Below are 25,194 nucleotides of genomic sequence, written 5' to 3'. Positions count from 1 at the left end.
CGCCTACTTGTGATACGGCTCGTGCGCGTTGATCTTGAATCCGCGGTAGACCTGCTCGAGCAGGATCACGCGCATGAGCTGGTGGGGGAACGTCATCTTCGAAAAGCTCAGCAGCATGTCGGCGCGCGAGAGCACGCGCGGGTCGAGGCCAAGTGAGCCGCCGATCACGAATTGCACATGGCTCACGCCGTGCAGGCCCCACTGTGCGATGTGCGCCGCGAGCTGCTCGCTCGTCAGTTGCCTGCCTTCGATAGCCAACGCGACCACGGTGGCGTTGTTGCGCAGGTGCTTGAGGATGCGGTCGCCTTCTTTCGCCTTGATCTGTTCGTTCACCGCGTCCGAGGCGTGTTCCGGCGTCTTTTCGTCGGATACCTCGATGACATTGATTTTGGCGAAGCGGGTCAGCCGCTTGCTGTATTCGGCGATGGCGTCTTTGAGATACCGTTCCTTGATTTTGCCCACGCAGACGATGTCGATGTTCATAGGGGCCCCTCCCGCGGGAAAGGCACGCTGCTAAGCGAGATAGGTTTTACGAAATGGCGGAATTCCAACCTTCTCTCAAACCTATCTCGCTTAGCAGCGTGCCCTATCCTCAGTTCTTGTGCAACGCGTCGTTGAGTTCGATGCCGCTCTTGCGCGGGCGAGCCTGGATCGCGCCCGTGAGCGAGTTGCGGATGAACAGGATGTTGTTCTTGCCGCTCAGGTCGGCACCCTTGACCACGTCGAGGTCCACGCCGGCCGCGGCCTTCTCCCTGTCGAACACCTCGATCTTGGTGCCCGCGGTCACATAGAGGCCGGCTTCTACCACGCAGTTGTCGCCAAGGGAGATGCCGATGCCCGCGTTGGCGCCCAGCAGCGAATGTTCGCCGATCGAGTTGCGCAGCTTGCCGCCGCCCGAAAGGGTGCCCATGATTGAGGCGCCGCCACCGACGTCGGAGCCGTCACCGACGACCACGCCTTGCGAGACGCGGCCTTCGATCATGCAGGTGCCGAGCGTGCCAGCGTTGAAGTTCACAAAGCCGGCATGCATCACAGTGGTGCCTTCGCTCAGGTAGGCGCCCAAGCGCACGCGGTCGCCGTCGCCGATACGCACGCCGCTTGGTACCACGTAGTCGAGCATGCGCGGGAACTTGTCAATCGACAGCACGTTCACGTCGGCACGCATGCCCGGCATGCCGGATTCCGCGCCAGCCGCCATCACGTCGAGGCGGCGCTGCGTGAAGTCCTCCACGGCGAACGGGCCGTAGTTGGTCCACACCACGTTGTTGAGCTTGGCGAAGATGCCGTCGAGGTTGAGGGTGTTGGGCTTGGCCAGGCGCATGCTCATCAGGTGCAGGCGCAGGTAGGCGTCGGCGGTGCTTTCAATCGGCTCGTCCAAGCTGGATTCGGTGAACACCGGCAGGCGGCGCACACCACGCAGGTCGGGGCCTTCGTGCACAAGCGCGCCGAACCCGTGGTTCGGGCGGTCGGTTTCGGCGGGTGCCTCACCCAATTGCGCCTTCGGATACCATACATCCAGCGTGTTGCCGGCGGCGTCGATGCTCGCCAGACCCCAGCCCCACGCCTTGCGCTGTTCGGCCATAGTGTCTCCTTCATGCTCATATACGGTGCCGCGGCCACTCCGCGCACTTCCAAGGCAACGATACAACGCGGCCCGCGCAAGCGCGCCTCGCGGCCTTACCGCCGCGAGCATAGCCGGAGCGGCTCGGGTAGCGGATGCAGTATACTCTGTGTGCTGTGAGCGCCAAAAAGAACTTTCAAGACCAGCACCGTGAGGGGCGCAGCCATGATGCCACGCGCATCGTGGCCATTGTGGTTGCCGTCGCGCTGATGCTGAGCTTTGCCGCGCCGTTCGTATTCGCTGGTCTTTGACCACGCGGGCCGCTGTGACGCCCTGCGCCGGCCGCCCATCCACATCGGCACTTCCCGCAGGGGCGTGTCTCAGGCCGCAACGGCCATACACAGGAACAGCTGAACACCACGAACGAATCATTACAGAAGCGAGAACATCATGGCAGAATTCGATTACACCCAGGCGATCGCGGACGCGCGCGCGAAATATGAATCCATCGCGCTCGCGCTCGACATCGACCGCATGAAGCAGCAGGAACAGGACCTCGAGGTCGAGGCGAGCGCCCCCGGATTGTGGGACGACCCGGAGAACGCGCAGAAGATCACATCCAAGCTCTCCGCCGTGCAGTCGCAGCTCAAGCGGCTTGCGAGCGCGCAGCAGCGCATCGAGGATGTGGAGACGCTTGTGGAGCTCGGTCAGGAGGAGAACGACGCCGACACGCTGAGCGAGGCGCAGCACGAGGTCGAGGGCATTCAGAAGGACCTCGACGACATGGAGATCCAGACATTGATGGACGGCGAATACGATGAGCGTTCCGCCGTGGTGACGATCCGTTCCGGCGCCGGCGGCGTGGACGCGGCTGATTTCGCGCAGATGCTGCTGCGCATGTATCTGCGTTGGGCCGAGCGCAACGGCTACAAGGCCAAGGTGATGGACACGTCGTACGCCGAGGAGGCGGGCATCAAATCCGCCACGTTCCAAGTGGACGCGCCGTACGCGTATGGCCGTCTTTCGGTGGAGGGCGGCACGCACCGACTGGTGCGCATCTCGCCGTTCGACAACCAGGGGCGCCGCCAGACGAGCTTCGCCGCGGTGGAAGTGGTGCCGCTTGTGGAGGCGACCGACCATATCGACGTGCCGGAAAGCGAGATCCGCGTCGACACGTACTGCGCGTCCGGTCCCGGTGGCCAGGGTGTGAACACCACGTATTCCGCGGTGCGCATCACGCACATCCCCACGGGCATCGTCGTGACGATGCAGGATGAACGTTCGCAGATCCAGAACCGCGCCGCCGCGATGGCCGTGCTGCAGTCGCGCCTGCTTGTGCTGCGCCACGAGGAGGAGGCGAAGAAGAAGAAGGAGCTCGCCGGCGACATCAAGGCCAGCTGGGGCGACCAGATGCGCTCCTACGTGCTGCACCCGTACCAGATGGTCAAGGACCTGCGCACCGGCTATGAGACTTCGCAGACCCAGGCCGTGTTCGATGGCGACATTGACGAGTTCATCCAAGAGGGTATCCGTTGGCGCCACGAACAGCGCCGCGAGGCCTCCGAGGAAGCCGACGAGTAACATTGGCGTAGGAGCCTCGGACCACCCGCGAATGGAGATGTCATGGCGTTGATTTCGTTAGAGCACGTAGACAAGATCTATCCCAATTCCACACGGCCTGCGCTCAAAGACATAGACCTGCACATTGACCGCGGCGATTTCGTGTTCCTTGTGGGCGCGTCCGGCTCAGGCAAGACCTCGCTGCTGCGCTTGCTGCTGCGCGAGGAGGAGGCGACAGCGGGCGAGATTCGTGTGGCCGGCTACGATCTGCGGCGTCTGCCGAACAGGCAGGTGCCGCAATACCGGCGTTCGATCGGCATGATTTTCCAGGATTACAAGCTGCTTCCCACCAAGACGGTGTGGGAGAACGTGGCGTTCGCCCTCGAGGTGATCGGCACGCCGCGTTCCGCTATCAAATCGCTTGTGCCGAAGGTCCTCAAAACCGTGGGCCTCACCGGCAAGGAGCACAACAGGCCCCAAGAGCTTTCCGGCGGTGAACAGCAGCGCGTCACCATCGCGCGCGCTTATGTGAACCATCCGCAGATTCTGCTGGCCGACGAACCGACCGGCAACCTGGATCCGACAACCTCATTGGGCATCATGGAAGTGCTGGACGCGATCAACCGCACCGGTACCACCATTGTGATGGCCACGCACAATGAGGAGATCGTCAACTCGATGCGCAAACGCGTGGTGGAGCTGCACAATGGCGATATTGTGCGCGATCAGGCGCAGGGTGTGTATGACTCCGCCGAATACTTCCCCGATTCGCAGGTCGAGGCCAAAGCGCAGCAGGCGCGTGCCGAAGCGCACATCGCCCCGGCAGAATCCATCGCCGTGCTCAGTGCGGCCAGGGACCGCAAGGAACGGCTCGCCAACGCGCAGTCGGTTGTGGACACCGTGAACCAGCTGCTCGCGAGCGATGTGAGCGACGCCGGAATCGAGAGGCTCGCCAAGAATGTGCACACAGGCAAGACCGGACGTTACGGCGAGGCCTTCACGCCGGTCGAGGAGACCCTCACGTGGGGCAGTGGACTGACGCTTGAGGAACTGGCCCAGCAGGAAGCCAAGCAGCAGGAAGCGCAAGCCGAGACTCCGGAAGACGCTAAATCGTCCGAGGGTACAGCGTCTTCCGAGACCGCTCCAGCCGCACCTCCGGCGCCACCGATACCTCCACGGCCAAAGCATAAGGGCGCGCACGCGGCCCCACCGGCCCCGCCTACGCCGCTGAAGACCAACCACACGCCTGACCCCCAGGAGACGCAGCAATGAGATTCCGGTTCATACTCACCGAGACATGGACGAGCCTGCGGCGCAATGTGCCGATGCTGCTTTCGGTCATGCTCGTCACGTTCATCTCGTTCCTGTTCATCGGCGCCTCCCTGCTCACGCAGGCGCAGATCACCAAAGCGAAGGGCGATTGGTACGACAAAGTGGAAGTGGTGGTGTGGCTGTGCCCGGACGGCACGAGCCAATCCGCCAACTGCGCCACGGGCAAGGCCGCGACCACGCAGCAGATCAACGACCTGCAGAAAGTGATCCAGGACGAACTCGGCGATGACGTCTCCGAAACGCGCTTCCTGAGCCGCGAGGACTTCTACAAGCAATCGTTCACCAAGCAGTACCCGAACGGTGAATACCAAGGACGCACGCTCACCGCGGCCGACATGCAGGATTCGCTGTGGCTGCGGCTCAAGAACCCCGAGAAATACAAGGTCGTCTCCGAAGTGCTGTCGGGGCGTGACGGCGTGGAAGAGGTCGTGGACCAACGCCAGATCTTCGAACCGGTGTTCGCCGTGCTCAACCGCGCCACCGCAGCCACGGCCATGCTGGCTGGCGTGATGGTCATTGTGGCGATTCTGCTCACCAGCACCACCATCCGCATGTCGGCGGCCTCACGCAGTGAGGAGACCGAGATCATGCGCCTGGTGGGTGCTTCGAATTGGACGATCCGTCTGCCGTTCGTGCTGGAAGGCGTGGTGGCCGCGCTCGCCGGCTCGATTCTCTCGTGCGTGTCGCTCGGCGTGCTCGTCAAGGTGTTCATCACTGATTGGCTCGCCAAATCGGTCACGTGGATTCCGTACATCAACCAGACCACGGTCTGGATGATCACGCCGGTGCTCATTGTGGGCGCGGTGCTGCTGTCGGTGATCGCCTCGTCGATTTCACTGCGCCGTTATCTCAAGGCGTAACACATGCGGCGCGCCACCCTGTACAGCAGCTGACGCGTCGCGTATTTTGAAGATTATGTAAAAGCCTCGGCACGGCTAGCGCAAACCCGGGTGTTGCGCGATGATGGGTGTTAGGGTGTTGACTATTGCAAACGAAAGGGTATGGATGCTTCACGGTACCAAGAAAGCCTCTGTGATCACCTCTGCTCTCCTGAGCATCACATGCGCGGCGTCGCTCGCCGTGGCGCCGCTCATGCCGGTGCAGGTCGCACACGCGGACACATACAGCGACCTCATCAATGCGCAGAACTCGCAGCAGGCAAGCGCCCAGCGCGAAAGCGAACTGCGTTCCCAGCTCGCCGGTGTGAGCAGTGATCTGGCGGATACGATTGTGCAGCTTGATGATCTGACGAACAACAAGATCCCGGCCGCGCAAGAGAAGGTGTCGCAGGCCAACGCCGCAGCCGCGGCCGCCAAGAGCGAGGCGGATGACGCCGCTGAGCGTCTCAAGGCCGCACAGAAAGACAAGTCCGACCTCGAGGCGAAGATCAAGCAGACCGGCGAGGATTACGACGACGCCCATGCCGCGGTGGCGCAGATGGCGCGTGAATCGATGCACGGTTCCGACACGTCCGATGTGATGAGCGTGATGACCGGGGCGACCGATACGAAGGAATTCATCCAGTCGATGCAGTCGCGTGACGCGCTGTCGCGCAACGAGGCGAATGCCGCATCCGACGCCGCCGATGACCTGAGCACCTCGATGAACCGTGGTGAGCGTCTCAAGGCGATCGAACAGAAGATCACCAAGCTCAAAGCCGACGCCGACTCCAAGGCCGCGGCCGCCCAGAGCGCCGCCGCATCCGCACAGCAGGAGCGCGACGCGCTCAACAAGCTGCGCGCCGATGGCGAAAGCCAGCGCAGCACATTGGAAAGCCGCAAGAGCGAGCTTTCCGACGCCGCGGCGCAGGAAGCGGCACAACAGGTGATTCTGCAATCCCAGCTTGACTCGCTCAACGAGCAGTGGACAGCCGAGCAGGAAGCCGCCGCCCAGCAGGTGCAGCAGGTGACCCCACAGGGCACCACGCGCCCGGCCGGGGCGGTCACGCCCGCCCAGCCTTCGCAGCCGGCGCAGCCTGCACAGCCATCCACACCTTCGCAGCCGGCGCAGCCGTCCCAGCCTGCACAGCCTTCGCGCCCCGTCACGCCTTCCGGCGGTTCGTCGGGTGGCCAGGGCACGTCGAACGGCGACTACGGCAACGCCTACGCCGCAGGCCAGTGCACATGGTGGGCGTATGAGCGCCGCAAGCAGATGGGCATCGGCACGCCGTCGTACTTGGGTAATGGTGGTGATTGGTGGCGCAATGCGCCGGCTTACGGCCTGCGCACGGACCACACGCCGCAGGTGGGCGCCGCGCTTTCGTTCCTGCCAGGTCAGGAAGGCGCGTCCTCGCCATGGGGCCATGTGGCCGTTGTGGAGAGCGTGGGCAGCAATTCCATCACGATTTCCGAATCGAACGTGGCCGGTCTCTATACCATCACGTACCGTACACTGTATAACCCCGGGAGGTTCTGGTACGTGCACTGAGGCTCGGTGCACGATTGTGTGAGGAGTAGACAGTGGCGAAGCAGAACAAACAGGACGACAGCATCCAACTGATTGCGCAGAACAAGCGCGCACGGCACGACTATGCCATCGAAGACACGTATGAGGCGGGGCTGGTATTGACCGGAACCGAAGTCAAATCGTTGCGTGAAGGCCGTGCCTCGCTCGCCGAGTCGTTCATCGCGATCGACAAGCGCGGCGAAATCTGGCTCGAAGGCGCCAACATCCCCGAATACCTCAACGGTACGTGGAACAACCATGCACCCAAACGCAAGCGCAAGCTGCTACTGCACGCCCACCAGATCGAGAAGCTGGCACGCCAGACGCAGGCGAAAGGGTACACCATCGTGCCACTGAGCCTGTATTTCAAGGACGGCCGTGTCAAAGCGCAGATCGCGCTCGCCCGAGGCAAGAAGGAATTCGACAAGCGCCAGGCGTTGCGTGAAGAGCAGGACAAGCGCGAGGCCCAGCGCGTCATGCGCTACAAGAACATGCACGCGCGCGGCTGAACCGTCTGCCTGCCTATGGCAACGACCCCGTCATAATCGGCGGGAACGTTGCCATGTTAGGGGTAGGGAAGCGCATGCGGCGGTGCCTATTTGGCGTTGAGCTGTTCCCATTGTGCGCGTGTCATCCTGTTCTCATGTCCGGTGCGCACATCATGCAGCAGCGGCACCGGCACTTCCGGTGTAATGCTCACCGGTTCGAATCCAAGTTTCTCCTGCACGCGCGCCGACTTGGTATTGCCCTCGTAGTAGGCACACCAGACTGTGGCGAGGCCCAGATCATCGAAGGCATGCCGCAGCAGTTCATGTGCCGCTTCGGGGATGTACCCATGGCCCCAGAACGGTTCACCGATCCAGAACCCCAATTCCGCCTGCGTGGTGTCGTCTTCGGGGAACAGCGTCGAGCTACCCGCAAATTTGAGCGCGATCGCACCAATGGCCGTGTCCGGATCACCGGCGAGCGCAATGGCATAATCCTCCGGCCCGTTGAACACATTGCGGATGATGTCGAGACTCTCTTCGACGCTGGTGTGCGGCGGCCATCCCGCCGGAAGGCCGATGTGCGGGTTCTTCGCGTACTTGTACAATGCCTCGGCATCCGACTCCCGCCAGGGCCGCAACACAAGTCGTTCGGTCTGCAGTGTGGTCATGATTACCCCCTCGCATGGTGTTTTATGGACGATTTTCCCAATCGTACCGACAGGTCATACCGCCACCATGCTTTCATCCCCGCGCATCATCCTCAAGGTTGAGGGCGGCCTCGCGCAGGGTGCAGATTCATTCTCCAGCCCGATGTGACGCACCTTTCCAAGCCCGTATCTTGTAATCATCAAGCAATACGGACAGCGCACCAAGCGCACGGATGAAAGGACAGAGCAATGGGCTTCCTCAACATGATCTTCGGATTCGACCACACGACCACCGGCATTCCGTCCACATCGATGAATTCGGCGGCGACCGTCTCCATCATGACCGAACTGGCCGAGCGCCAGTCGAGGTGAACTACATTCAAACACAACCAACGACATAACAATACAGTCGCCATGCCCACCGCAATGCTCAACGATGAGCCTGTGGGCATGGTCCGGTTGATTGGCGGCAGTGGCATGTTCAAGATGATGCGCGCATAGTGTGCGTGCTAACGGGTACACTCCTCATCCGTGCCCTGCGTCGCACGGATGAGGATGTGCAACTGATGCTCGCACAGCTTGAACGCTGGATGCAAGCCGATGCCACCTACACGGTGCGATACGCCGTGATCGAGTTGATGGTCGATTTCCTTGACGCCCGCTTCGATGCGGAGCATTTACGCCTCGTCGGCGATATCCATTCCAGCGAATATTACGTGAACATGGCGCGCGCGTGGTATTTCGCTACCGCCCTTGCAAAGCAGTGGGAAAGCATCTTTCCGATGCTGCGGGAGTGCATTCTGGACCCTTGGACGCACAACAAGACCATCCAGAAGGCTTGCGAATCGTACCGGGTGACCCCGGAGCACAAGGCGCTGCTGCGCTCGTTGCGTGTGTAATGGCGGAAAAGGGCTAATTCGGAGCGGCGCTGCCATGCATCTGCGCTGGGGAGGAGCATTTTCTTGGCACCATCCCGGTATATGCCTTGAAATCCCACCAATCTACAGGCGTGGTACTTGCCCCTGCCCAAGAAATTGCTCCTCCCCAGCGCAGATACAGTCGCGTATCTGGAAAATTCATTGATGAGAAGGCGCCATGAACCCATCATGATACCGGTGAACGCCAGTATGGCTGAACATAGAGGTCATTAATGTTCAGAATCAGGTGCCATTCTGAACATAAGCACCCTTTATGTTCAGAATGGGTTGTTATATTGCTCATAATGCGTATTCGGTCTGCTAGCATGAACTCATGCATAAAGACTTGTTCACGGCGGCATCCACGGGCGTATTGCTGCCATTGGAAGGCGAAGTGAATACCCGCTATGGTGTGATTCCATATCGGACCTTTGCCTTCAAGCCAGCGCGTTTGGGAGAGTATCCTGCGATGACCCCCAGCATGGTTGGGGCTATTGGGCGCGCCACGGCATCGTTGAGCCGTATCGATGCCATCGGTGCAAACATACCCAATCCGGATTTGTTGCAACGCCCGACCATCCGACGCGAAGCGCAAAGCACGAGCGCGCTAGAAGGTACATATGAACGCCTTGAAACGGTGCTTGCAGCCGAATATGAGGTGGGAGAAAGCAAGCATGGATACAACGAATCAATGAGGGAGGTGCTCAATTATCTGGATGCGACCGACCATGGGATCCGCTCTGTGCAAGATGGAAGGCCTGTCAGCGAATCATTGACCCGTGAGTTGCAGCAATTGCTCGTGAGTGGAACAAAATCAGACGGTCCACAAGCCGGCGATATCAGAACCACGCAGGTGTTCATTGGTGCGAACACGCGCCGTATTGAGGATGCCAGATTCGTGCCAATGCCTCCGGGCCAACAGTTGGATGCCGAACTCAATGCGCTCTTCGACTGGTGGGAATCCCGCACGGATCCTGGACTCATGGTGCTTGATGCAGCGATGTTCCACTACCAATTTGAGACTTTGCATCCATTCACGGATGGCAATGGGCGGATTGGCCGCCTGCTCATCCTCCTGCAACTGATGAGGCGTGGCATGCTCAAACAGCCGCTGGTGTCGATTTCCCCTTGGCTGGAGAGCCGGCGCGCAGAATATCAGGATCTGCTATTGGGCGTTTCTTCGCATGGTGCTTGGGAGGATTGGATCGTGTTCTTCTGCCAAGCCATAGAGGAATCCGCCGACGCCGCCTACAATCAAATCGTGGAACTCGAGCGTATCCGTGACCAGTACCGTGCGCGGCTATCCGCATACGGTGCGGCAACGCGACGCTTGGCGGAGGAGCTTATTGGTGTGCCATACGTGAGTGTTCCCATTGTCGTGCGGCGACTTCAGATGAGTCGCTCATCCGCATCGAACGCGATTCGCAATCTTGTCAAAGAGCAAGTGCTCATGCCGCTGAGTGGAGGTAGTTCGCGAACCGTCATGTATGTTGCGACGGAAGTGCTCAATGCAGTGCGTTAGAAACGTTAGGAATGCGGCGGAGAGGGACGAGGGATGAACTATGAACATATACGCCCGAGTGCGCTGCCGCTGCTATGACGATGGCATGCTGAAGCCGGGGCCGGTGCCGTTTCCCGATTTGTACCTTGATGAGGAGGATGCGGTCTGCAGCCAAAGCATTGATACTGCGGAGATGGACGACGCCGTCACCCTTGAGGAGTGGAAGCGTGACTGGGAGGCATTGAGCGCCGCATATGAACAGTGGAGGCAATATGAGGCATGCGCGCATGAAGATATGGCGTATTGTTCTGCATGGTTGGGCAACACTGGCGATGTGGCAGAGTACATCGAGTTGATCGATTCACTCAATCAGTGGCATCGATATGACGGTCTTCTCACGCATGTGCCTGTTGCTGATTTCACCCAATTGGCACCGGAAACATGCCAGAGCTTGATTGGTGAGTTGAAGTCCCTGATTGCTCAAATGGAAGCGGAACGCGCTGATCGCTGTCAACAAGGGCGTTACCTGTTCTGCGAACGCCTCCTCAAACTCATGCAGGATTCGGTGAAAGTGGGCAATCCCTTGCAATTGCTGTATTAACGATAGGTGTGCTGCGAGTATTGTCGTTCAACCTACCTACACAAGAACGGTCAGAACACCTTGTAGTACTGCAGCAGTTCGTAGAGGCCGAGCAGAATCAGGATCGCGCCACCAAACGCGCCGCCCTTGGCGCCGACCTTATGCCCGAGTTTGTGCCCAATGAACATCGCGGGAACGGTGATGGACAACGACACGAGCGCCGCCGCAAGCGAAGCCCACCAGATGTCGAGCTTATGGCCAAGGGCGAGCGAGACACCCACCGCGAGCGCATCCAGGCTCATCGTCAGCGAAAGAACCGACATGGATTTGACATCCATTTTTGCCAGCGGGTCCTGCTGCTTGGCGTCGTCACCGCTCTTGCTGAATGCCTCGCGCACCATGTTGGCGCCGATGAGCATGAGCAACCCGTCGGCGATCCATTCGGTGACGGCGCTCGATCCTTTCGAGAACAGGCTCGCGCCATAGAATCCGATGATGAGCATAACACCTTGGAACACGGCGAAATAGAGGCCTGTGATCCACGGGTCCACACGCCGCATGTGTTTGACCTGCACGCCTTTGATGGTGCCCACTGCGAGTTCGTCGAGCGAGACACTGACGCCGATGAGCAGGTATTTCACGAATTCCACGGTCGCCTCCAAGCTGGTATCGCTTACACACGACAGCCTAGTGACTTCACGGTGTTGGGTGGCAATGTGCGCTCGCCGCGTATCGGCAGGTTGTGAGCAGAGCGGTTCCATGCACCAAGATGCCCCGTGAAAACAGAGTCGTTTCCCGTTAGAGTGTGAGAGGCGGAGCCGTCCATTCCGCCGAAGGGAGATGAGGAGCCCTGATGACGCAGAGCATGGAGACCCAGACGATGCTGCCTGCACAACACGAGGATGTTGAAGACAAGCGTAAGGCCTGTCCGGTCAGGGCATGGGCGGAGCAGCACAAACCGCTGCTCATCGTGTGCTTCGGTGTGTTGGGAGTGTTTCTGCTGCTGATGCTCGGCAACCGCAAGACCGTGCTGAACATCGCGAACCAGCCGTCGCAGGCAGGTGGCAACACGGCGAAAGTGATGGTCATCGACAACCATGGATTCTCGATGTTCCAGTGGATCTTCATCGGCAATGGTTCCCGCAATCACCCGACGAACAGCGGCAATACCACTTGCTGAGGTTTACATCAGGTCGTCCCACTGCTCCATCGCGCGCTTCCAACGCCGAATCTTCGCACGGAAGGTCGTGAACGGAGCCACTGCATTGATGTGGATCCATTTCCATACCGGCCATGATGACTGGGTCGAGGACGCCCATTGACGTTGTCCCGCCTCGAAGAGCTCCTGCTGTGAGAACGAGGTGACCATCCAGCAGATATGGTCGACCTGTTCGTGGAAGGTGTCGATCATCTGTTGCGGGGCGGCATCCTGCCAGGTTGCGTAGAAGCTCTCATACAGTTCACCCAACCGGTTCCACGCATATCCCTCGGCGGGTGTGGCCGCCACGCGCCCCTGCTCTTCGGCGTGTTCCCATTCAAGCATCAGATTCATCCATCCCAGTTGGTAGGCGAGCATCTGGCGCGGGGGGCGGTCGTCCACGTCGGACTGCAGTGTATCCCAGTACTGATTGGGGATGTCCTCGAATTCGCTGATGAATTTGTTGCCTTGCCTGATGATTGCGTCTATGAGCTCTGTCCCTGATTCATACGATGGCATGATGCTCCTTCCCGTATGGTGTTGCATGGCTATGAGCTTGTGCATTGGCAGGCGGCAATGGGCATTCCCCTACCGTGGTCTGTTGAAGTGGCGATCGATCATCTCGGACCCTCCTGTTCAATGCCGTTTGCGGGCACGGGTCGGTGTGCCCCTGTGGTCATTGAAGTATATGTGCCTGATTGGCGAGGTCAAACTAATCTTGCGAGTTCCCTGATGTTGTCTGGACATAGAGGGGAATAATGGACTGAAATTCTGTATAACTGAATGGCTATGCGTGGGATCGGTGTGCATGCGTTGCGCGCCGGCGATCAGAAGCCGTGGAATGACTAGGGGAGGAATCACTCCAAGATCGCCGCGAGCTGTTGCGTGAGCACTTCCGACGGTGCAAGCACATACAGGTCGCTGGAGAGCTCGTCGATGATCGCCGGCGCAAGCGCATCCGTCAGCGCCCGACCATTCCCGTCGAATCGTTGGAACAGCGCGCGATAGAGCGGTGAGTCATGCCGTATGCGCGTGACTGCGTATGCGCCGTCTTCGAGTGCCCACGCCACCTCGGTGTGTTCGTCGTCGTCCAATTCGTCTTTGTGCGGGTACAGTTGGCGTTCCATGAGTTCATACAGTACGTCAAGCAGTTCGATGTGCTCGGTGCCCGCGCCTTCATCAAGCGTGCGCGCGATGATCTGCGGGTCGATTTGCTCGATTGATCGCATGTAGTCAGTGGGTAAATGCGGTCCCTGCGCGCGTGTGAACGATGCCATGCCCCACATCGTAGGGGAGGAGCCTGGCATCTGCGGCGCAGATCGTGTCGGCGAGGATGTGCGTTGTATCCTGGATCCAGCTATTGCCTGCGAATAAGGGGAACTATGACCGGTGGACCTGAAGAAACAAAACTGATCCGTGTCGTCGGTGCTGCGATTGTCAAGGATAGCAAAGTGCTGTGCGCGCAACGGGGGACAGGAAAGACGCTGGCAGGATATTGGGAGTTTCCCGGCGGCAAGATCGAAGCAGGAGAGACTCCACAGCAGGCCCTTCGGCGCGAAATCGAAGAGGAACTGCTCTGTGAAATCAATGTTGATGTGGAAGTGTGCACAAGCGATTACCTTTACAATTTCGGACGCGTGGAGCTCACCACATTCCTATGCCATCTCATTGAAGGTTCTCCCAAGCTGACGGAACATGCACGCATGGTTTGGGTAGAGCCTGCGGATATGCCGCAATTGAACTGGGCGCCAGTGGATCACGATGCTGTCGAACACATTTCGAAAATGACGATCTGACCGATCAACAAACCATACAATCAGAGTTCATATGCGGAGGGGATTATGAATAGTTGGGCGTCTGAGGTGATTGCCGAACCGCGCGACATGCAGAAGACCGTCGATGAGAGCATCATCGACGGTGTGATGAGCGGGTTGATAAGGCAAAATGACACTGCTGAGGAACGGTTTGTGCCCAAGCTGATTTCCAATCAGCCCGGAAGCATGATGGGGGATGCCATCCGTGAGGAATTGAAGGGCAGCGAATCTTTTGACATTTCGGTAGCATTCGTCAGTGAAAACGCATTGAAATCGATGTATCAGGCATTCGTTGATCATGCGAAGAAAAGCGGGAAACGTAACCGGATCATTACCTCCACCAAAAACTATTTCAACAGTCCCAAGGCATTCAAGGAACTGATGAAACTCCAACGCGACGCCAATGTGGAGGTTCTGATTTGGGAACACGGCGACAGTGGGGAATCAGGGGGGACGATTGCTCAAGATCAACCATTTCATCCCAAAGGGTATCTCTTCACCAGACGCATGGAAGGGGGAAGAGCTTATTACAATCTGTATGTCGGCAGTTCGAACCTCACGTCCTTTGCGTTGCAGAATCAGCGTGAATGGAATCTTCGTGTGTCTTCGACCAGTGAGGCGCAGCTGATTCAGCAGGTCAAAGAGGAATTGGCGGACCAAGTCAGGCAATCGGTCCCGTTGACTGATGAATGGTTAGCGCAGTACGAGGAGGAGTTCAAGAACTACGCACCTCCGCGCACGCAAATCCTCCAGCAGGCACGTGCGGCGAAAATCGAACCAAATGCAATGCAGCGCGACGCATTAGCAAGCATTCGACAGTTGCGTGACGAGGGACAGCGTCGTGCCATCGTCATCTCCGCAACTGGTACGGGCAAAACCTACCTTTCTGCATTCGACGTACGCGAGTTCCACCCCAAACGCATGCTGTATGTAGCCAACCGTGACACGATCCTCAAGGCCGCACGCGAATCATACCAGCGGGTGCTCGGCTGTGATGAGGCCGAACTCGGCTTGCTCACTGGCAGCAGTAAACAACACGATGCCAAGTATGTGTTCGCATCGGTAGACACACTTCGCCGTCATATGGAGGAATGGTACGAGCCCGACGACTTCGATTACGTGCTTATCGATGAGGCTCATCATTCTGGTGCGAACAACTATCGTTCGGTCATTGATTATTTCTCAGAAGCCCGCTTCATGCTTGGTATGACAGCAACTCCAGAACGAACGGATAGTTTCGACATCTTTGCATTGTTCGACCACAACATCGCGTATGAAATCCGCCTGCAAAAAGCGCTTGACGAGAATATGCTGTGTCCCTTCCATTACTATGGCGTGCACGAATTCCTAGGAGAGAATGGTTCGCGTGTCGATTCAAACAAAGGCATATCGAAGAGCGACAAACAACAGATTCAATACTCTCTTGAAGAATTGACTGAACCGAGTCGCGTGCGATACATCATCCGCAAGCTCGAGCAATATGGCTCTTATGGCCAACAAGTGACTGGGCTGGTGTTCTGCTCCAGGATTGACGAGGCAGAGCAGTTGTCCCATCTGTTCAATCAGGAAACCAATCAACAGGCTGAACGCCCGTATCGAACAGTTGCCATCAGCGGCAAAACCTCACCGAAAGATGTAGAGAACGCAGTGAACCGGCTTGAAGCGGGCGAACTCGACTACATCTTCACTGTCGATAAATTCAATGAAGGTATTGATATCCCTGCAATCAACCAGATTGTGATGTTGCGCAACACCGAATCCAGCATCGTGTTCACGCAGCAGTTGGGTCGAGGTCTGCGCAAGTTCCCGCACAAGACATGTGTTACGGTCATCGATTTCATAGGCAACTATGCGAATAACTATCTCATTCCTGTTGCCTTGTATGGAAATGCAGGCGACAGCGATATCGTCCGTAAGAATTTGCAACGCGAAGCTGTGGGGTTGTCCTCAATCAGTTTCGATGAGATCTCACGCAAGCAGGTATTGAAATCATTGGATACAGCGTCGTGGTCGGATAAGAAGATGCTTCGCGAACAGTATTCCGTGATGCGCAATGAGCTTGGTCGCATTCCGATGTTGACAGATGTATACCGGCATGATCCGTCGATGGTGATGACGATGGCGCAGAAAAACAGCAGCTACTTCGACTTTGCACGCGAGGCGGAGACTGTGTTGTCCGATGAGGAGCAGGGCAGTGGGTTCGCGCATACGTTGTTGCCTGTTGACGCACAGGGCGAACAATGGCTCAAAATGGCCACTGAGATTCTTTTGGTTGCCATCCGCCCGCAGGAATTGGTGGTTCTCGATGAATTGCTCACATCATGTAATAAGGGCGTCTATTCGCCGATATCAGTGTTACGTCTGAAGGAAGCGGTTGCAACCCGATTCCCAGCCTCGTACCATACGGACGCCCAGCTTGAATCGGCGCTCAGGGTATTGGATTGGTCATTCTTCGACACGGCTGCCAAGAGGTCCTATGGGGAATGTGCGGTTATCGAGCGTAGTGCTGGAGGGATCAGCCTCGCTCCTGAGTTTGCTGCGAGGCTCGTGAACAATGACACGTTCCGCCGCTTCTTCGTGGACAATGTACGCACGGGGTTGAAACGGTTTGCAGATCTTCTCGAGGAATCCGCTAAAACTGGGCATTCGCTGCAGGATGACCGAGGATTTGTCTATGAACACCGATACAAGATGTTCGAAGTGGAACGCCTGCTTGCATGGCCCAAGCAAATCAACGGCAGCAGCGTCGGCGGCTATCTGCTCCCCAAAGAGGGCGGCAGCATGCCCGTGTTCGTCAAATACGCGAACAGCCAGTACGCCGACCGCTTCCTCAATCCTCAGGAGATGCATTGGTTCAGCAAGGACAAACGCAGTTTCAAATCACGTGAGATCGAATGGATGTCACAAGGGCAGGGAGATGTGGATTGGGGTGCGACGCATTTCATCCCATTGTTCGTCATGCGCAAGGCTGACGCTGAAAAACTCAAGATGTATTACTACGTTGGCCGCGTCGGCTCATGTGCGAACATGCGTGAGACGGCACGCGACAACAGTGGCGAAACGGTCAGGCTCGTGGAGATGGATCTGCGTCTCACGAAGCCGTTGAGCGCGGAGCTGTACCAGCACCTCACGGGTCAAATCGATGCATGAATCAGGGGCCCGCTATAGGCTGTCGGCATGAGCACACCAGCACAGCGCGCACAATCCGCAGCCGAGCCCAAAGCGCCGAACATCGTGCACTTTGTACCCGCGGAACATCTGCATGAAGCGCAACTGCAGTTGTTGGAACGGGAGGGCTCCTACGATTCCGCGCGCTTCTTCGACCAGCGGGCGGATGAGCTCGACGCGCTGCTCGCCATGTTTCTGGACTGTGTGTTCGAACAATCCCAAGCAACCGCGCTGACGCTCGACCGTGCGCACATCAGCCGCACCATGTTCGCGGAATGCGGTGTCGCGCAGCTGCATGCGGTCGGCGCGGGGTTCGCGGACTGCCTGTTCACGGGCTGTCGGTTCGGCTCGTTCGCCGCCATGGAATCGTCAATGCATTCGGTGGAGATGCGCGACTGCCACATCGGCTACCTCAATCTGCGTGATGCCACATGGCGCGACGTGCGGTTCGTTGACTGTGTGATCGACGAATTCGACGCCGTCGGCGCGCAGTTGACGCGCGTGGCGTTTCCGGACACGCGCATCGAGTCGATCAATCTGCAGCATGCCACGGTCAGTGATGTGGATCTGCGCGGCGCGCGCCTGCACCGCATAGAGAATGTGGAGTATCTGCGCGGAACCACCATGTCGCTCGACCAGATCGCCGACCTCGCCGCCGCGTTCGCCGCGAGCCTCGGCATCCGCGTGGCGTGATGGCATAGCATACAACGGTACAGTGGGAGCGCGGAACAACTGATTGGCGGAAAGATGGAATCACTACAGATCGCACGGCGCATCGTCGCGGCATACGGCGGCACGTGTTTCCTGACGAACCTCAAACTCAACCTGCTCGTGTACTGGTGCCAGGTCGAGGCACTGCGGCAGTCAGGCGAGCCACTGTTCGCCGACGAGATCAGCGTGGGGCAGTGTGGGCCGGTCGCGCCGCTCGTATGGGCGGAATACGCCACGTTCGGCTCGCGCATGATCCGTCAACGCGATGAATGGCAGGAAGCCGACCTCGATGAGCGCGCGGAAGGCGTCATCGCGCGCGTGCTCGCGTCGCTCGGTGATCTGACCGCCGGCGACCTGCTCCGCATGTCGAGCGCGCGTGGCGGCGCATGGTGGAACGCGCGCGAACAGGGCGATACGCGCATCACCGCTGAGTGCATTGTGCACTCAGCGGACATGCACGCCGCCGCCCCCACGAGCACACTCGCGCGCAGTGTGGGCGAAGTGGCGCGGGAATACCCGAACGCGCTGCGGCTGTTGGAGCGTTCATGATGAGAGGGGAGCGGCCTATGCATACGGCAGAGCCAAACGCGGAGCCCATCGAACTCGACGGCGAGCAGATGCGCATGGACGCGCTCGCCGAATCGGTGTTCGAAGTCTACTTGGGCACCATCCGCGGCACGGGGCTCGACATCACGCCGACCGCGCCGGCGGCGGTGGATGAGGCGATTCTGGGACGTGTGCAGTCGGTGCTTGGCGCGACGTTTCTCACGTTCTTCGGCATTGCGCCCGCGCAACGGTATGCGGACGTGTTCGCGCAGATCGCGGACTACGCCACACGCTTCGCGAAAGACCACATCTTCCCGGACGGCAACAAGCGGACGGCGGTCAAGATGTCGCTCGCGATCCTCAAGATGCGCGGTTGGGATGTGCGTGCGTGTGATGCGAGCGAGCCGGAGCGCAACGAGCTGTACCAGTGGGTGCAGGACATCGTCACCGGGCGCGGGAGTGCGGAGGAGCTTGCGGCGTTCCTGCGCGAGCACGCGGTGTGGGTCGGGTAGTATGCGGGTGGCCGAGAGCGGTTACAGAACCTGCTCCATGCCGTATTTGTAGACGCTCATGCCAAGGTGCTCGTAGAACCTGATGGCGGCGGGGTTCGCGGCCCACGCATTGAGTGTCACGTTGTGGTAGCCGTGCGCGCGGGCGTGGTCGAGCACGTGGTTGTACAGCGTGGTGCCCACATGCTTGCCGCGGGCGGCTTCGTCCACGCAGATGTCGTCTATGTACAGCGTGCGGATCGGCTGCAGATTGTTGCTGCCGGTGTGGTCCTCATCCACGCAGAACGCGTAGCCGAGCAACGTGCCATCGGTATCGATCGCCACGAAGATCGGGCGCGAATCATCGGCGATGATCCGCGCGAGTTCGTCGGGCGTGTACTTCGTCTTGCCTTCGATGAACAGATCGGGGCGGCCGTGTGCGTGCACATCGTTGACCTGCCGCAGCATGTCCATGATGGCGTTGATGTCGGTGGCTTGCGCGTGGCGGATGGTGAGGCCTGTCATGCTTCAAGTATCGCGTGTGGAAAGACACGCGGTGTCGAGCGTGGGCTCAGCCGATGAGCCACTTGGCGTTCGCGACGCTGTACAGCGGGATGAAGGGGATGAGGATCGGGGTGTGCTTGGTGTAGTGCTGGTACGCCGGGTCGCTGCCATACTCCTTGTTCTGGCGCAGTTCAAGGCGGCGCGCGCCGCCGAACATGATCCAGCAGATGCACAGGTACCCGCCGATGGCGGCGATCCACTGCCATGCGCCGCTGAGGATGGTGACACCGGAGACGAAGACGCCGGTCCACGTGACGATTTCACCGAGATAATTGGGGCAACGCACTAGGCGGAACAGTCCCACGTCGCAGAAACGGTGCGGATGCTGCTGCTTGAAGCGGTTCTTGGTCAGGTCGGCTGCGGATTCAAGCAAGATGCCGGCGCCCATGATCGCGGCACCCACAATGGCCACGGCGTCGGTGCCCGCATGGTTCTGCAAGCGGAATGCGATTGGGGAGGCCTCGCATGCGTAGAGCAGCGCGCAACCCACCCAGGTGAGGAGCTTGAGGGGGAGCTTCACATGCTTCCCGTTGTCAATCGCCTGCTGCATGACCTGATGGTAGGAGGAACTGCGGTATTCGCGTGCGAGCAGGTAGCCACCAAGTCGCAGACCATAGACAATAAGGAGCGCCGCCATCACAATCGACACGGCGGTCAGACCGCCGGTGATACCGAAGTAGATGAGCAACGCCGCGCCGATGCCGGCGATCGAGAAGCCGTAGCCAATCGAGATGAACCAGATGTACCGGTGGAAACCGACGGCGCTGATTGCGAGCGCCACAAGAAAGATAATCAAAAATGCCATATTCCAAGCGTATCGGAGTATGCTGGGGTTCTTGTGGTTTGCGGCGAATAGCGCTGTGGGCACATTCCCGGGCGTGTTGGCCGAGTTGGAGTGTGTGGTTGAAACATATTTCGGCTGGGAAGGAGCATTTTTCGGCCAACACCCATGTATACAGGGGCGGAAACTGGCGCCATCAAGGGGCCAATACATGGCCCCTACTCAGAAAATGCTCCTCCCCAGCCGAGATGCGTTGCTGTGGGAGCTTAGCAGGCGACTGTAAGCCCCGAGGGACGCTCCTTCCACGCTTCGCGTCGCCTATCCGGCACGCATTCGAGGGGGAGCGGGGTGCTCAAAAGATAGTTCTTGCCGGTGCGCTCGCGGATGAGCCGTCCTACCAGTTCCGCCACGTGCCGTTTATCCGCGTCGGTGATGAACCCGAGACCGATGACTTGCACGTAGGCCCAGCCAGATGCCTCTATCGCGAAGCGCCGGAGCGAGTCCTGCGCCCATTGCTCACTGTGGTGCCTGCCATCGTATTCGACAGCCACCATGGCTTCAGGGAACGCAAGGTCCAAAAAGATGAGGCGCCCGTCCGGCAACCTCACAGGAAGATTGACCACCGGTCGGGGAAGGCCATAACATTCGAGCGTGAGCCTCAATATGGTTTCCATGACGGAATCGGTGTGCTCTTCCATCAATTCCAAGGCTTTGCGGCATTGTGTAATTCCTTTGGGCGGCCGTATGCCATTGCGGTGCGCGCGGCACTCCACACGTGCGATGAGGTCGGCGAAGCCGTCCAATGTCAGTGGCTCATGAAGGGTGTTCCTGCGCATCATCGCATCGCCTAAGATGACGAGGTCCTTAAGCCCAAGAAAACGCGAGAACATGAACCATGTGAATTCGGGTGTCGTGCAGGTGATACCCTCTGCGATTTCGATGGTCTCTATTGGTATGCTGCTGACGAATACTGCGGTGGGAGCGACCCGTTTAGTGCCGGGGCGTGCGAGGGCGTGCCTATCGCGTCCTTTGTTGTTGCGGTGATCCACAACCGTCTGGAGCACATCGGCATGAAGTCTGGGCATCGAAGTGACAGAAGCTTCTGGGTCCCAATCCACGCCGAGCAGTCGGAGCGCTGTGGTCAACGTGAATATGCATGCCGTGGCACGCCGGCAATAACGCTCAAATTGCAAGCAGGTCTCCAATTGGCATTCCTGCCGCTGCTCTGGCGTCTCGAAGTGTCCGGGCATGTCCTGTTCCTCGCTATAAATCCGAATGTTGTGACGACTCTAACGGATGCAACCTCGGCTGTCAGCCATCGTGGTGATGCCTGTGGAAACGGTGGATAGCGGGCGGAAAATACTGACAGAATGTGGAGGAAGCGGTGGATGCCGCCGGTCATCAGCTGGGTTCGGTTGCGGTGTGGCTTTCAAGACGAAATCAGTCCTCAGCCAGTGAGAACAAGTAAGAGAGGCGTTCGGTGAAACCATTTTGACTGGGGAGGAGCATTTTCCGGCCATCACCCATATATGTAGGGCGAAAACTGGCTCCAGCACGAGGCCGGTATCTGGGTTCTGTCCGGAAAATGCTCCTCTCCAGCCTGAAAACACGATGAATGCACAGGGATCGTACGAAACAGGCGGTGTTTCATGTTTTCGTGCCAGTAACCTGTTCGTAGCATCGGATTTTTACGCTGCACACATGCATCACGCATGGAGCGTGGTCACGAACAGCGAGGGAAACCATGAGCAAGCAGTCCTTTCGGTCCATCGCCGCGTGTCTTCTTGGCGCGGCGCTGTGTGTGAGCGCCGCCGCATGCGGCACATCCGACGAAGCATCGTCATCCGGTAGTGAAACCAGCGCCGCATCGCCGCAGGCATACGATGTGTCCAAAATCGAGACGGACGAGGAAATCGCCGCGCTGCTGCCGGATTCGGTGAAGCAGGACGGCGTGCTCACCGTGGGTATGGACACCTCGTACGCCCCGGCCGAATTCCTGGCCGAAGACGGCAAGACGCCGGTGGGCTACGATGTTGACCTGTCGAACGCGCTCGCCAAGGTGCTGGGCCTCAAGGCCGACCAGCAGGTCTCCAAGTTCGACCTGATCATCCCCTCGGTCGGCTCCAAGTACGACGTGGGCATCTCGTCGTTCACGATCACGCCCGAACGCATGGACGCCGTCGATTTTGTGAGCTTCTACAAGGCCGGCTCCACATGGGGCACCAAGAAGGGCAACCCCACGAATGTCAACACCGCGGACCTGTGCGGCGTGCGCGTGGCGGTGCAGACCGGCACCACGCAGGAAGAGGAAGTCACACAGATGAGCGAGGACTGCACCAAGAACGGCAAGGATGCGATCGATATCCTGTCGAACGCGTTGCAGACCGACGTGACGACCAATGTGACCACCGGTAAGGCTGACGTGTTCTATGCCGATTCGCCGGTGGCGGGCTATGCGATCACGCAGACCGACGGCCAGCTTGAGGCGCTCGGCGAGGATGTTGGTGTGACGAAGCAGGGCATTGTGGTCAAGAAAGGCGACAAACAGACCGCCGAAGCGCTGCAGAAGGCCATGCAGAAGCTCATGGACAGCGGCGTCTACGAAGAGATCCTCGAGCAATGGGGCGCGCAGTCTGGCGCGGTCGACAAGTCCGAGGTCAACCCCACCGACGTCTCCCAGTGACCGGCGCGCGCTTGGCCCGCGCACACGGTAGGATATAGCTGCATGTGTGTGGCGCTCTCGCCCCGGCGAACGCGCCACACACATTGAGCAGCGGTAGTGTTCGCGTTGAGCACATTTGTATTTTATGCAGTGTATGCCATAAATATACAAACCAATCGACGGCGCCGAACCCTGCGGCACATCGACGCGCATATGAGACCGGAGGAACAAGAAAGAATGGCAGTGCAGAGTCTCAAGAAGATCATGGCGGGCATGCTGGGAGCGGCGATGCTCCTGGCGGCGGTGGCCTGCGGCACGACCGATGAGAGCACGGACGCAAAGGCGGAGGCGAAGGCCGGGTTTGACGTCTCCACGGTGAAGAAGGACGACACGATTGCCGCCATGCTGCCGAAGAGCGTCGCCGACAGTGGTGAGCTGACGGTGGGTATGGAGCTGTCGTACGCCCCGGCCGAGTTTGTGGGCGACGACGGCAAGACGCCGGAAGGCTATGACGTGGACCTGGCGAAGGCGCTGGGCAAGGTGTTCGGCCTGGACACGAAGATCATCTCGTCCACATTCGACACGATTGTGCCGTCGGTGGGCACCAAATACGATCTGGGCATCACGGCGATGACGATTACGCAGGAGCGCATGGACGCCGTCGATTTTGTGAGCTACTACAAGGCTGGCTCGAGCTGGGCGGTCAAGAAGGGCAACCCGGAGCACATCGACGTCAACGATCTGTGCGGCAAGAAGATCGCCGTGCAGGTGGGTACCACCCAGGAAGAGGAAGCCAACGAGATCAAGCAGCAATGCGCGGTCGACGGCAAGGCGGCTGTGGAAGTGATGCCGAGCAAGCTGCAGACCGACGCCGCTACCGCGGTGGCCACCGGCAAGGCCGATGTGTTCTACGCCGATTCGCCTGTGGTCGGCTACGCGATCTCGCAGACGGGCGACGCGCTTGAGGATCTGGGCAGCGCCGAAGGCGTGGTCAAGCAGGGCATCGCCATCAAGAAGGGAGACACCGAGCTGGCCAAGGCCGTGCAGGCCGCCATGCAGCACCTGATGGATGACGGCACCTACATGAAGATCCTAGAGGCCTGGGGTGTGGAATCTGGCGCCATCAAGACTGCCGAGATCAACCCGAAAGACCTGGACTGAACGTAACCATGTGCGCGCGGTGGACTCCACCAGCGCGCACATGCATTGTTGTGGAGAAGAAAGCGAGGAGACCGATGCCTCATCATGTTGAACGCGACGGTGAAGGACTGCCGATCCCGAACCGCATCGAAGCCAAGCCAGTCAAACGCACCGGCCAGATCGTGGCGGCGGTCATCGTGGCGCTGCTGGCGGCGATGCTCATCCATGGGCTGGTCACCAATCCGCGGTTCGAATGGAACGTGGTGTGGAAGTACCTGTTCAACGAGCGCGTGCTCGAAGGCGTGGGATACACGCTCATCCTCACGTTCCTTTCCATGATCATCGCCATCATCCTGGCGGTCATCCTGGCGATCATGCGCAAATCCGCCAACCCGGTGCTGCGCGGAGTGAGCTGGTTCTACATCTGGTTCTTCCGCGGCACACCTGTGTACACGCAGCTCGTGTTCTGGGGCCTGTTCTCGGTGCTGATTCCACGCCTTTCGCTGGGCATCCCCTTCACCTCGGTGGAGTTCTGGAGCGTGGATTCGCAGACCGTGGTGACCGCGTTCAACGCCGCCGTGATCGGCCTGGCGCTCAACGAAGCCGCTTACCTCGCCGAAATCGTGCGCGCCGGCCTTGAAGCGGTCGACCCGGGCCAGGAAGAGGCCGCCAAGGCGCTCGGCATGAAGCGTTCGATGATCATGCGCCGCGTGATCTTGCCCCAGGCCATGCGCATCATCATCCCGCCCACCGGCAACGAGACGATCGGCATGCTCAAGACCACGTCGCTTGTGCTCGCCGTGCCGTTCACGCTGGAACTGCAGTACGCCACGAACGCGATCGCGAACCGCATCTACAAGCCGATCCCGTTGCTCATTGTGGCCAGCGTCTGGTACCTGCTCATCACCTCGATCTTCATGGTGATCCAGTCAATGCTCGAAAAGCACTTCGGCAAGGGCTTCGAAGCGCGGCCGGTGGGCACCAAGGGCAAGCAGGCGCCGCTGCCGGGCAAGACCGAAGGCGAACCGCAAGACGACGTGAACAAGACGAACGAGGCGGCGTTCCTCGGCTACAACGCCTAACGGACAGGA

At 59.2% G+C, this 25,194-nt stretch carries 28 protein-coding genes; 19 read left to right on the top strand and 9 right to left on the bottom strand.

Going from position 1 to position 25,194, the window contains the following annotated elements:
• Nucleotides 1-3 precede the first annotated feature (3 nt).
• On the bottom strand, nt 4-483 hold the full coding sequence (rlmH, locus tag OU02_RS01115; protein WP_033488370.1) for a 23S rRNA (pseudouridine(1915)-N(3))-methyltransferase RlmH: 480 nt from the start codon (nt 481-483) through the stop codon (nt 4-6).
• Nucleotides 484-592: 109 nt separating this feature from the next.
• Nucleotides 593-1,582, bottom strand: a complete 990-nt coding sequence (gene dapD / locus OU02_RS01110) for a 2,3,4,5-tetrahydropyridine-2,6-dicarboxylate N-succinyltransferase (RefSeq protein WP_033488369.1) — start codon at nt 1,580-1,582, stop codon at nt 593-595.
• Between the two features lie 155 nt (nt 1,583-1,737).
• On the opposite strand from dapD, the gene OU02_RS09110 reads away from it, so the two are divergent.
• From OU02_RS09110 to smpB, 6 genes are all read left to right on the top strand, one after another.
• Nucleotides 1,738-1,872 carry a hypothetical protein gene (locus OU02_RS09110; RefSeq protein WP_257467249.1) on the top strand — a complete coding sequence of 45 codons (135 nt, stop codon included), beginning with the start codon at nt 1,738-1,740 and terminating at the stop codon, nt 1,870-1,872.
• Nucleotides 1,873-2,011: 139 nt separating this feature from the next.
• Nucleotides 2,012-3,142, top strand: coding sequence for a peptide chain release factor 2 (gene prfB / locus OU02_RS01105; protein WP_033488368.1), 1,131 nt, complete (start codon nt 2,012-2,014; stop codon nt 3,140-3,142).
• Nucleotides 3,143-3,184: 42 nt separating this feature from the next.
• Nucleotides 3,185-4,393 carry a cell division ATP-binding protein FtsE gene (ftsE, locus tag OU02_RS01100; protein ID WP_033488367.1) on the top strand — a complete coding sequence of 403 codons (1,209 nt, stop codon included), beginning with the start codon at nt 3,185-3,187 and terminating at the stop codon, nt 4,391-4,393.
• Nucleotides 4,390-5,313: a permease-like cell division protein FtsX gene (gene ftsX / locus OU02_RS01095; protein WP_033488366.1), complete on the top strand. Its 924-nt coding sequence runs from the start codon at nt 4,390-4,392 to the stop codon at nt 5,311-5,313. Before ftsE ends, ftsX begins: the two co-directional genes overlap by 4 nt.
• A gap of 145 nt (nt 5,314-5,458) precedes the next feature.
• Complete coding sequence (locus OU02_RS01090) at nt 5,459-6,880, top strand: CHAP domain-containing protein (protein ID WP_080720445.1); 1,422 nt, start codon at nt 5,459-5,461, stop codon at nt 6,878-6,880.
• 32 nt (nt 6,881-6,912) lie between these two features.
• The gene (smpB, locus tag OU02_RS01085; protein WP_022858541.1) at nt 6,913-7,407 is read left to right on the top strand and encodes an SsrA-binding protein SmpB; all 495 of its coding nucleotides are present in this window, start codon (nt 6,913-6,915) and stop codon (nt 7,405-7,407) included.
• 86 nt (nt 7,408-7,493) lie between these two features.
• Here smpB and OU02_RS01080 read toward each other — a convergent pair whose 3' ends face one another.
• Nucleotides 7,494-8,054 (bottom strand): GNAT family N-acetyltransferase, encoded by a 561-nt coding sequence (locus OU02_RS01080; protein ID WP_033488365.1) that lies wholly within the window; start codon nt 8,052-8,054, stop codon nt 7,494-7,496.
• A 228-nt stretch (nt 8,055-8,282) separates the two neighbouring features.
• On the opposite strand from OU02_RS01080, the gene OU02_RS09105 reads away from it, so the two are divergent.
• The 4 genes from OU02_RS09105 (at nt 8,283) to OU02_RS01065 (ending at nt 11,052) form a co-directional block, all read left to right on the top strand.
• Nucleotides 8,283-8,405, top strand: coding sequence for a hypothetical protein (locus OU02_RS09105; RefSeq protein ID WP_274518163.1), 123 nt, complete (start codon nt 8,283-8,285; stop codon nt 8,403-8,405).
• Between the two features lie 194 nt (nt 8,406-8,599).
• Nucleotides 8,600-8,932 carry a DNA alkylation repair protein gene (locus tag OU02_RS01075; RefSeq protein ID WP_033488364.1) on the top strand — a complete coding sequence of 111 codons (333 nt, stop codon included), beginning with the start codon at nt 8,600-8,602 and terminating at the stop codon, nt 8,930-8,932.
• A gap of 352 nt (nt 8,933-9,284) precedes the next feature.
• Nucleotides 9,285-10,472, top strand: a complete 1,188-nt coding sequence (locus tag OU02_RS01070) for a Fic family protein (protein ID WP_033488363.1) — start codon at nt 9,285-9,287, stop codon at nt 10,470-10,472.
• A gap of 85 nt (nt 10,473-10,557) precedes the next feature.
• Nucleotides 10,558-11,052 (top strand): hypothetical protein, encoded by a 495-nt coding sequence (locus OU02_RS01065; RefSeq protein WP_152593119.1) that lies wholly within the window; start codon nt 10,558-10,560, stop codon nt 11,050-11,052.
• Nucleotides 11,053-11,102: 50 nt separating this feature from the next.
• Here the strand turns inward: OU02_RS01065 and OU02_RS01060 are convergent, their stop codons facing one another.
• Nucleotides 11,103-11,681, bottom strand: coding sequence for a manganese efflux pump MntP (locus OU02_RS01060; RefSeq protein ID WP_051918170.1), 579 nt, complete (start codon nt 11,679-11,681; stop codon nt 11,103-11,105).
• 203 nt (nt 11,682-11,884) lie between these two features.
• Between OU02_RS01060 and OU02_RS01055 the strand changes: the two genes are divergently transcribed.
• Entirely contained in the window at nt 11,885-12,211 is a 327-nt protein-coding gene (locus OU02_RS01055) for a hypothetical protein (RefSeq protein ID WP_033488361.1), read from the top strand.
• A gap of 3 nt (nt 12,212-12,214) precedes the next feature.
• Here the strand turns inward: OU02_RS01055 and OU02_RS01050 are convergent, their stop codons facing one another.
• Entirely contained in the window at nt 12,215-12,748 is a 534-nt protein-coding gene (locus OU02_RS01050) for a ClbS/DfsB family four-helix bundle protein (protein ID WP_033488360.1), read from the bottom strand.
• Between the two features lie 338 nt (nt 12,749-13,086).
• Nucleotides 13,087-13,506: a hypothetical protein gene (locus OU02_RS01045; RefSeq protein WP_238551876.1), complete on the bottom strand. Its 420-nt coding sequence runs from the start codon at nt 13,504-13,506 to the stop codon at nt 13,087-13,089.
• Between the two features lie 105 nt (nt 13,507-13,611).
• Here OU02_RS01045 and OU02_RS01040 point away from each other — a divergent pair, with 105 nt between their 5' ends.
• From OU02_RS01040 to OU02_RS01020, 5 genes are all read left to right on the top strand, one after another.
• Nucleotides 13,612-14,025, top strand: a complete 414-nt coding sequence (locus OU02_RS01040; RefSeq protein WP_033488359.1) for a (deoxy)nucleoside triphosphate pyrophosphohydrolase — start codon at nt 13,612-13,614, stop codon at nt 14,023-14,025.
• An 87-nt stretch (nt 14,026-14,112) separates the two neighbouring features.
• Nucleotides 14,113-17,193 (top strand): DUF3427 domain-containing protein, encoded by a 3,081-nt coding sequence (locus OU02_RS01035; RefSeq protein WP_238551952.1) that lies wholly within the window; start codon nt 14,113-14,115, stop codon nt 17,191-17,193.
• Between the two features lie 27 nt (nt 17,194-17,220).
• Nucleotides 17,221-17,904: a pentapeptide repeat-containing protein gene (locus OU02_RS01030; RefSeq protein ID WP_051918171.1), complete on the top strand. Its 684-nt coding sequence runs from the start codon at nt 17,221-17,223 to the stop codon at nt 17,902-17,904.
• Between the two features lie 54 nt (nt 17,905-17,958).
• On the top strand, nt 17,959-18,471 hold the full coding sequence (locus OU02_RS01025) for a Panacea domain-containing protein (protein WP_033488357.1): 513 nt from the start codon (nt 17,959-17,961) through the stop codon (nt 18,469-18,471).
• Nucleotides 18,472-18,488: 17 nt separating this feature from the next.
• On the top strand, nt 18,489-18,980 hold the full coding sequence (locus OU02_RS01020; protein ID WP_033488356.1) for a Fic family protein: 492 nt from the start codon (nt 18,489-18,491) through the stop codon (nt 18,978-18,980).
• 21 nt (nt 18,981-19,001) lie between these two features.
• On the opposite strand, the gene OU02_RS01015 is transcribed toward OU02_RS01020, so the two are convergent.
• The 3 genes from OU02_RS01015 to OU02_RS08685 form a co-directional block, all read right to left on the bottom strand.
• Complete coding sequence (locus OU02_RS01015) at nt 19,002-19,481, bottom strand: GNAT family N-acetyltransferase (protein WP_033488355.1); 480 nt, start codon at nt 19,479-19,481, stop codon at nt 19,002-19,004.
• A gap of 46 nt (nt 19,482-19,527) precedes the next feature.
• Nucleotides 19,528-20,325: a DUF1295 domain-containing protein gene (locus tag OU02_RS01010; RefSeq protein WP_033488354.1), complete on the bottom strand. Its 798-nt coding sequence runs from the start codon at nt 20,323-20,325 to the stop codon at nt 19,528-19,530.
• A 242-nt stretch (nt 20,326-20,567) separates the two neighbouring features.
• Nucleotides 20,568-21,551 (bottom strand): hypothetical protein, encoded by a 984-nt coding sequence (locus tag OU02_RS08685; RefSeq protein ID WP_051918172.1) that lies wholly within the window; start codon nt 21,549-21,551, stop codon nt 20,568-20,570.
• A gap of 494 nt (nt 21,552-22,045) precedes the next feature.
• On the opposite strand from OU02_RS08685, the gene OU02_RS01000 reads away from it, so the two are divergent.
• The 3 genes from OU02_RS01000 to OU02_RS00990 all read left to right on the top strand — a co-directional run bounded on the left by OU02_RS01000 (nt 22,046) and on the right by OU02_RS00990 (nt 25,185).
• Nucleotides 22,046-22,984, top strand: coding sequence for an ABC transporter substrate-binding protein (locus OU02_RS01000; protein ID WP_033488353.1), 939 nt, complete (start codon nt 22,046-22,048; stop codon nt 22,982-22,984).
• Between the two features lie 216 nt (nt 22,985-23,200).
• Complete coding sequence (locus OU02_RS00995; RefSeq protein WP_033488352.1) at nt 23,201-24,124, top strand: ABC transporter substrate-binding protein; 924 nt, start codon at nt 23,201-23,203, stop codon at nt 24,122-24,124.
• Nucleotides 24,125-24,198: 74 nt separating this feature from the next.
• Nucleotides 24,199-25,185: an amino acid ABC transporter permease gene (locus tag OU02_RS00990; protein WP_033488351.1), complete on the top strand. Its 987-nt coding sequence runs from the start codon at nt 24,199-24,201 to the stop codon at nt 25,183-25,185.
• Nucleotides 25,186-25,194: the final 9 nt, after the last annotated feature.

Source organism: Bifidobacterium pseudolongum subsp. pseudolongum DSM 20099 (assembly GCF_000771225.1).
In the GTDB taxonomy this organism is placed as follows: domain Bacteria; phylum Actinomycetota; class Actinomycetes; order Actinomycetales; family Bifidobacteriaceae; genus Bifidobacterium; species Bifidobacterium pseudolongum.
The sequence above is the reverse complement of the archived record's forward strand: the minus strand, read 5'-3'. Positions and strand labels throughout refer to the sequence as shown.

Excerpts from the sequence above, each read along its gene's own strand:
- rlmH (WP_033488370.1), bottom strand. The coding sequence starts at position 483 with ATGAACATCGACATCGTCTGCGTGGGCAAAATCAAGGAACGGTATCTC.
- dapD (WP_033488369.1), bottom strand. The coding sequence starts at position 1,582 with ATGGCCGAACAGCGCAAGGCGTGGGGCTGGGGTCTGGCGAGCATCGAC.
- prfB (WP_033488368.1), top strand. The coding sequence starts at position 2,012 with ATGGCAGAATTCGATTACACCCAGGCGATCGCGGACGCGCGCGCGAAA.
- ftsE (WP_033488367.1), top strand. The coding sequence starts at position 3,185 with ATGGCGTTGATTTCGTTAGAGCACGTAGACAAGATCTATCCCAATTCC.
- ftsX (WP_033488366.1), top strand. The coding sequence starts at position 4,390 with ATGAGATTCCGGTTCATACTCACCGAGACATGGACGAGCCTGCGGCGC.
- OU02_RS01090 (WP_080720445.1), top strand. The coding sequence starts at position 5,459 with ATGCTTCACGGTACCAAGAAAGCCTCTGTGATCACCTCTGCTCTCCTG.
- OU02_RS01080 (WP_033488365.1), bottom strand. The coding sequence starts at position 8,054 with ATGACCACACTGCAGACCGAACGACTTGTGTTGCGGCCCTGGCGGGAG.
- OU02_RS09105 (WP_274518163.1), top strand. The coding sequence starts at position 8,283 with ATGGGCTTCCTCAACATGATCTTCGGATTCGACCACACGACCACCGGC.
- OU02_RS01075 (WP_033488364.1), top strand. The coding sequence starts at position 8,600 with ATGCTCGCACAGCTTGAACGCTGGATGCAAGCCGATGCCACCTACACG.
- OU02_RS01070 (WP_033488363.1), top strand. The coding sequence starts at position 9,285 with ATGCATAAAGACTTGTTCACGGCGGCATCCACGGGCGTATTGCTGCCA.
- OU02_RS01065 (WP_152593119.1), top strand. The coding sequence starts at position 10,558 with ATGCTGAAGCCGGGGCCGGTGCCGTTTCCCGATTTGTACCTTGATGAG.
- OU02_RS01055 (WP_033488361.1), top strand. The coding sequence starts at position 11,885 with ATGACGCAGAGCATGGAGACCCAGACGATGCTGCCTGCACAACACGAG.
- OU02_RS01050 (WP_033488360.1), bottom strand. The coding sequence starts at position 12,748 with ATGCCATCGTATGAATCAGGGACAGAGCTCATAGACGCAATCATCAGG.
- OU02_RS01045 (WP_238551876.1), bottom strand. The coding sequence starts at position 13,506 with ATGGCATCGTTCACACGCGCGCAGGGACCGCATTTACCCACTGACTAC.
- OU02_RS01040 (WP_033488359.1), top strand. The coding sequence starts at position 13,612 with ATGACCGGTGGACCTGAAGAAACAAAACTGATCCGTGTCGTCGGTGCT.
- OU02_RS01035 (WP_238551952.1), top strand. The coding sequence starts at position 14,113 with ATGCAGAAGACCGTCGATGAGAGCATCATCGACGGTGTGATGAGCGGG.
- OU02_RS01030 (WP_051918171.1), top strand. The coding sequence starts at position 17,221 with ATGAGCACACCAGCACAGCGCGCACAATCCGCAGCCGAGCCCAAAGCG.
- OU02_RS01025 (WP_033488357.1), top strand. The coding sequence starts at position 17,959 with ATGGAATCACTACAGATCGCACGGCGCATCGTCGCGGCATACGGCGGC.
- OU02_RS01020 (WP_033488356.1), top strand. The coding sequence starts at position 18,489 with ATGCATACGGCAGAGCCAAACGCGGAGCCCATCGAACTCGACGGCGAG.
- OU02_RS01015 (WP_033488355.1), bottom strand. The coding sequence starts at position 19,481 with ATGACAGGCCTCACCATCCGCCACGCGCAAGCCACCGACATCAACGCC.
- OU02_RS01010 (WP_033488354.1), bottom strand. The coding sequence starts at position 20,325 with ATGGCATTTTTGATTATCTTTCTTGTGGCGCTCGCAATCAGCGCCGTC.
- OU02_RS08685 (WP_051918172.1), bottom strand. The coding sequence starts at position 21,551 with ATGCCCGGACACTTCGAGACGCCAGAGCAGCGGCAGGAATGCCAATTG.
- OU02_RS01000 (WP_033488353.1), top strand. The coding sequence starts at position 22,046 with ATGAGCAAGCAGTCCTTTCGGTCCATCGCCGCGTGTCTTCTTGGCGCG.
- OU02_RS00995 (WP_033488352.1), top strand. The coding sequence starts at position 23,201 with ATGGCAGTGCAGAGTCTCAAGAAGATCATGGCGGGCATGCTGGGAGCG.
- OU02_RS00990 (WP_033488351.1), top strand. The coding sequence starts at position 24,199 with ATGCCTCATCATGTTGAACGCGACGGTGAAGGACTGCCGATCCCGAAC.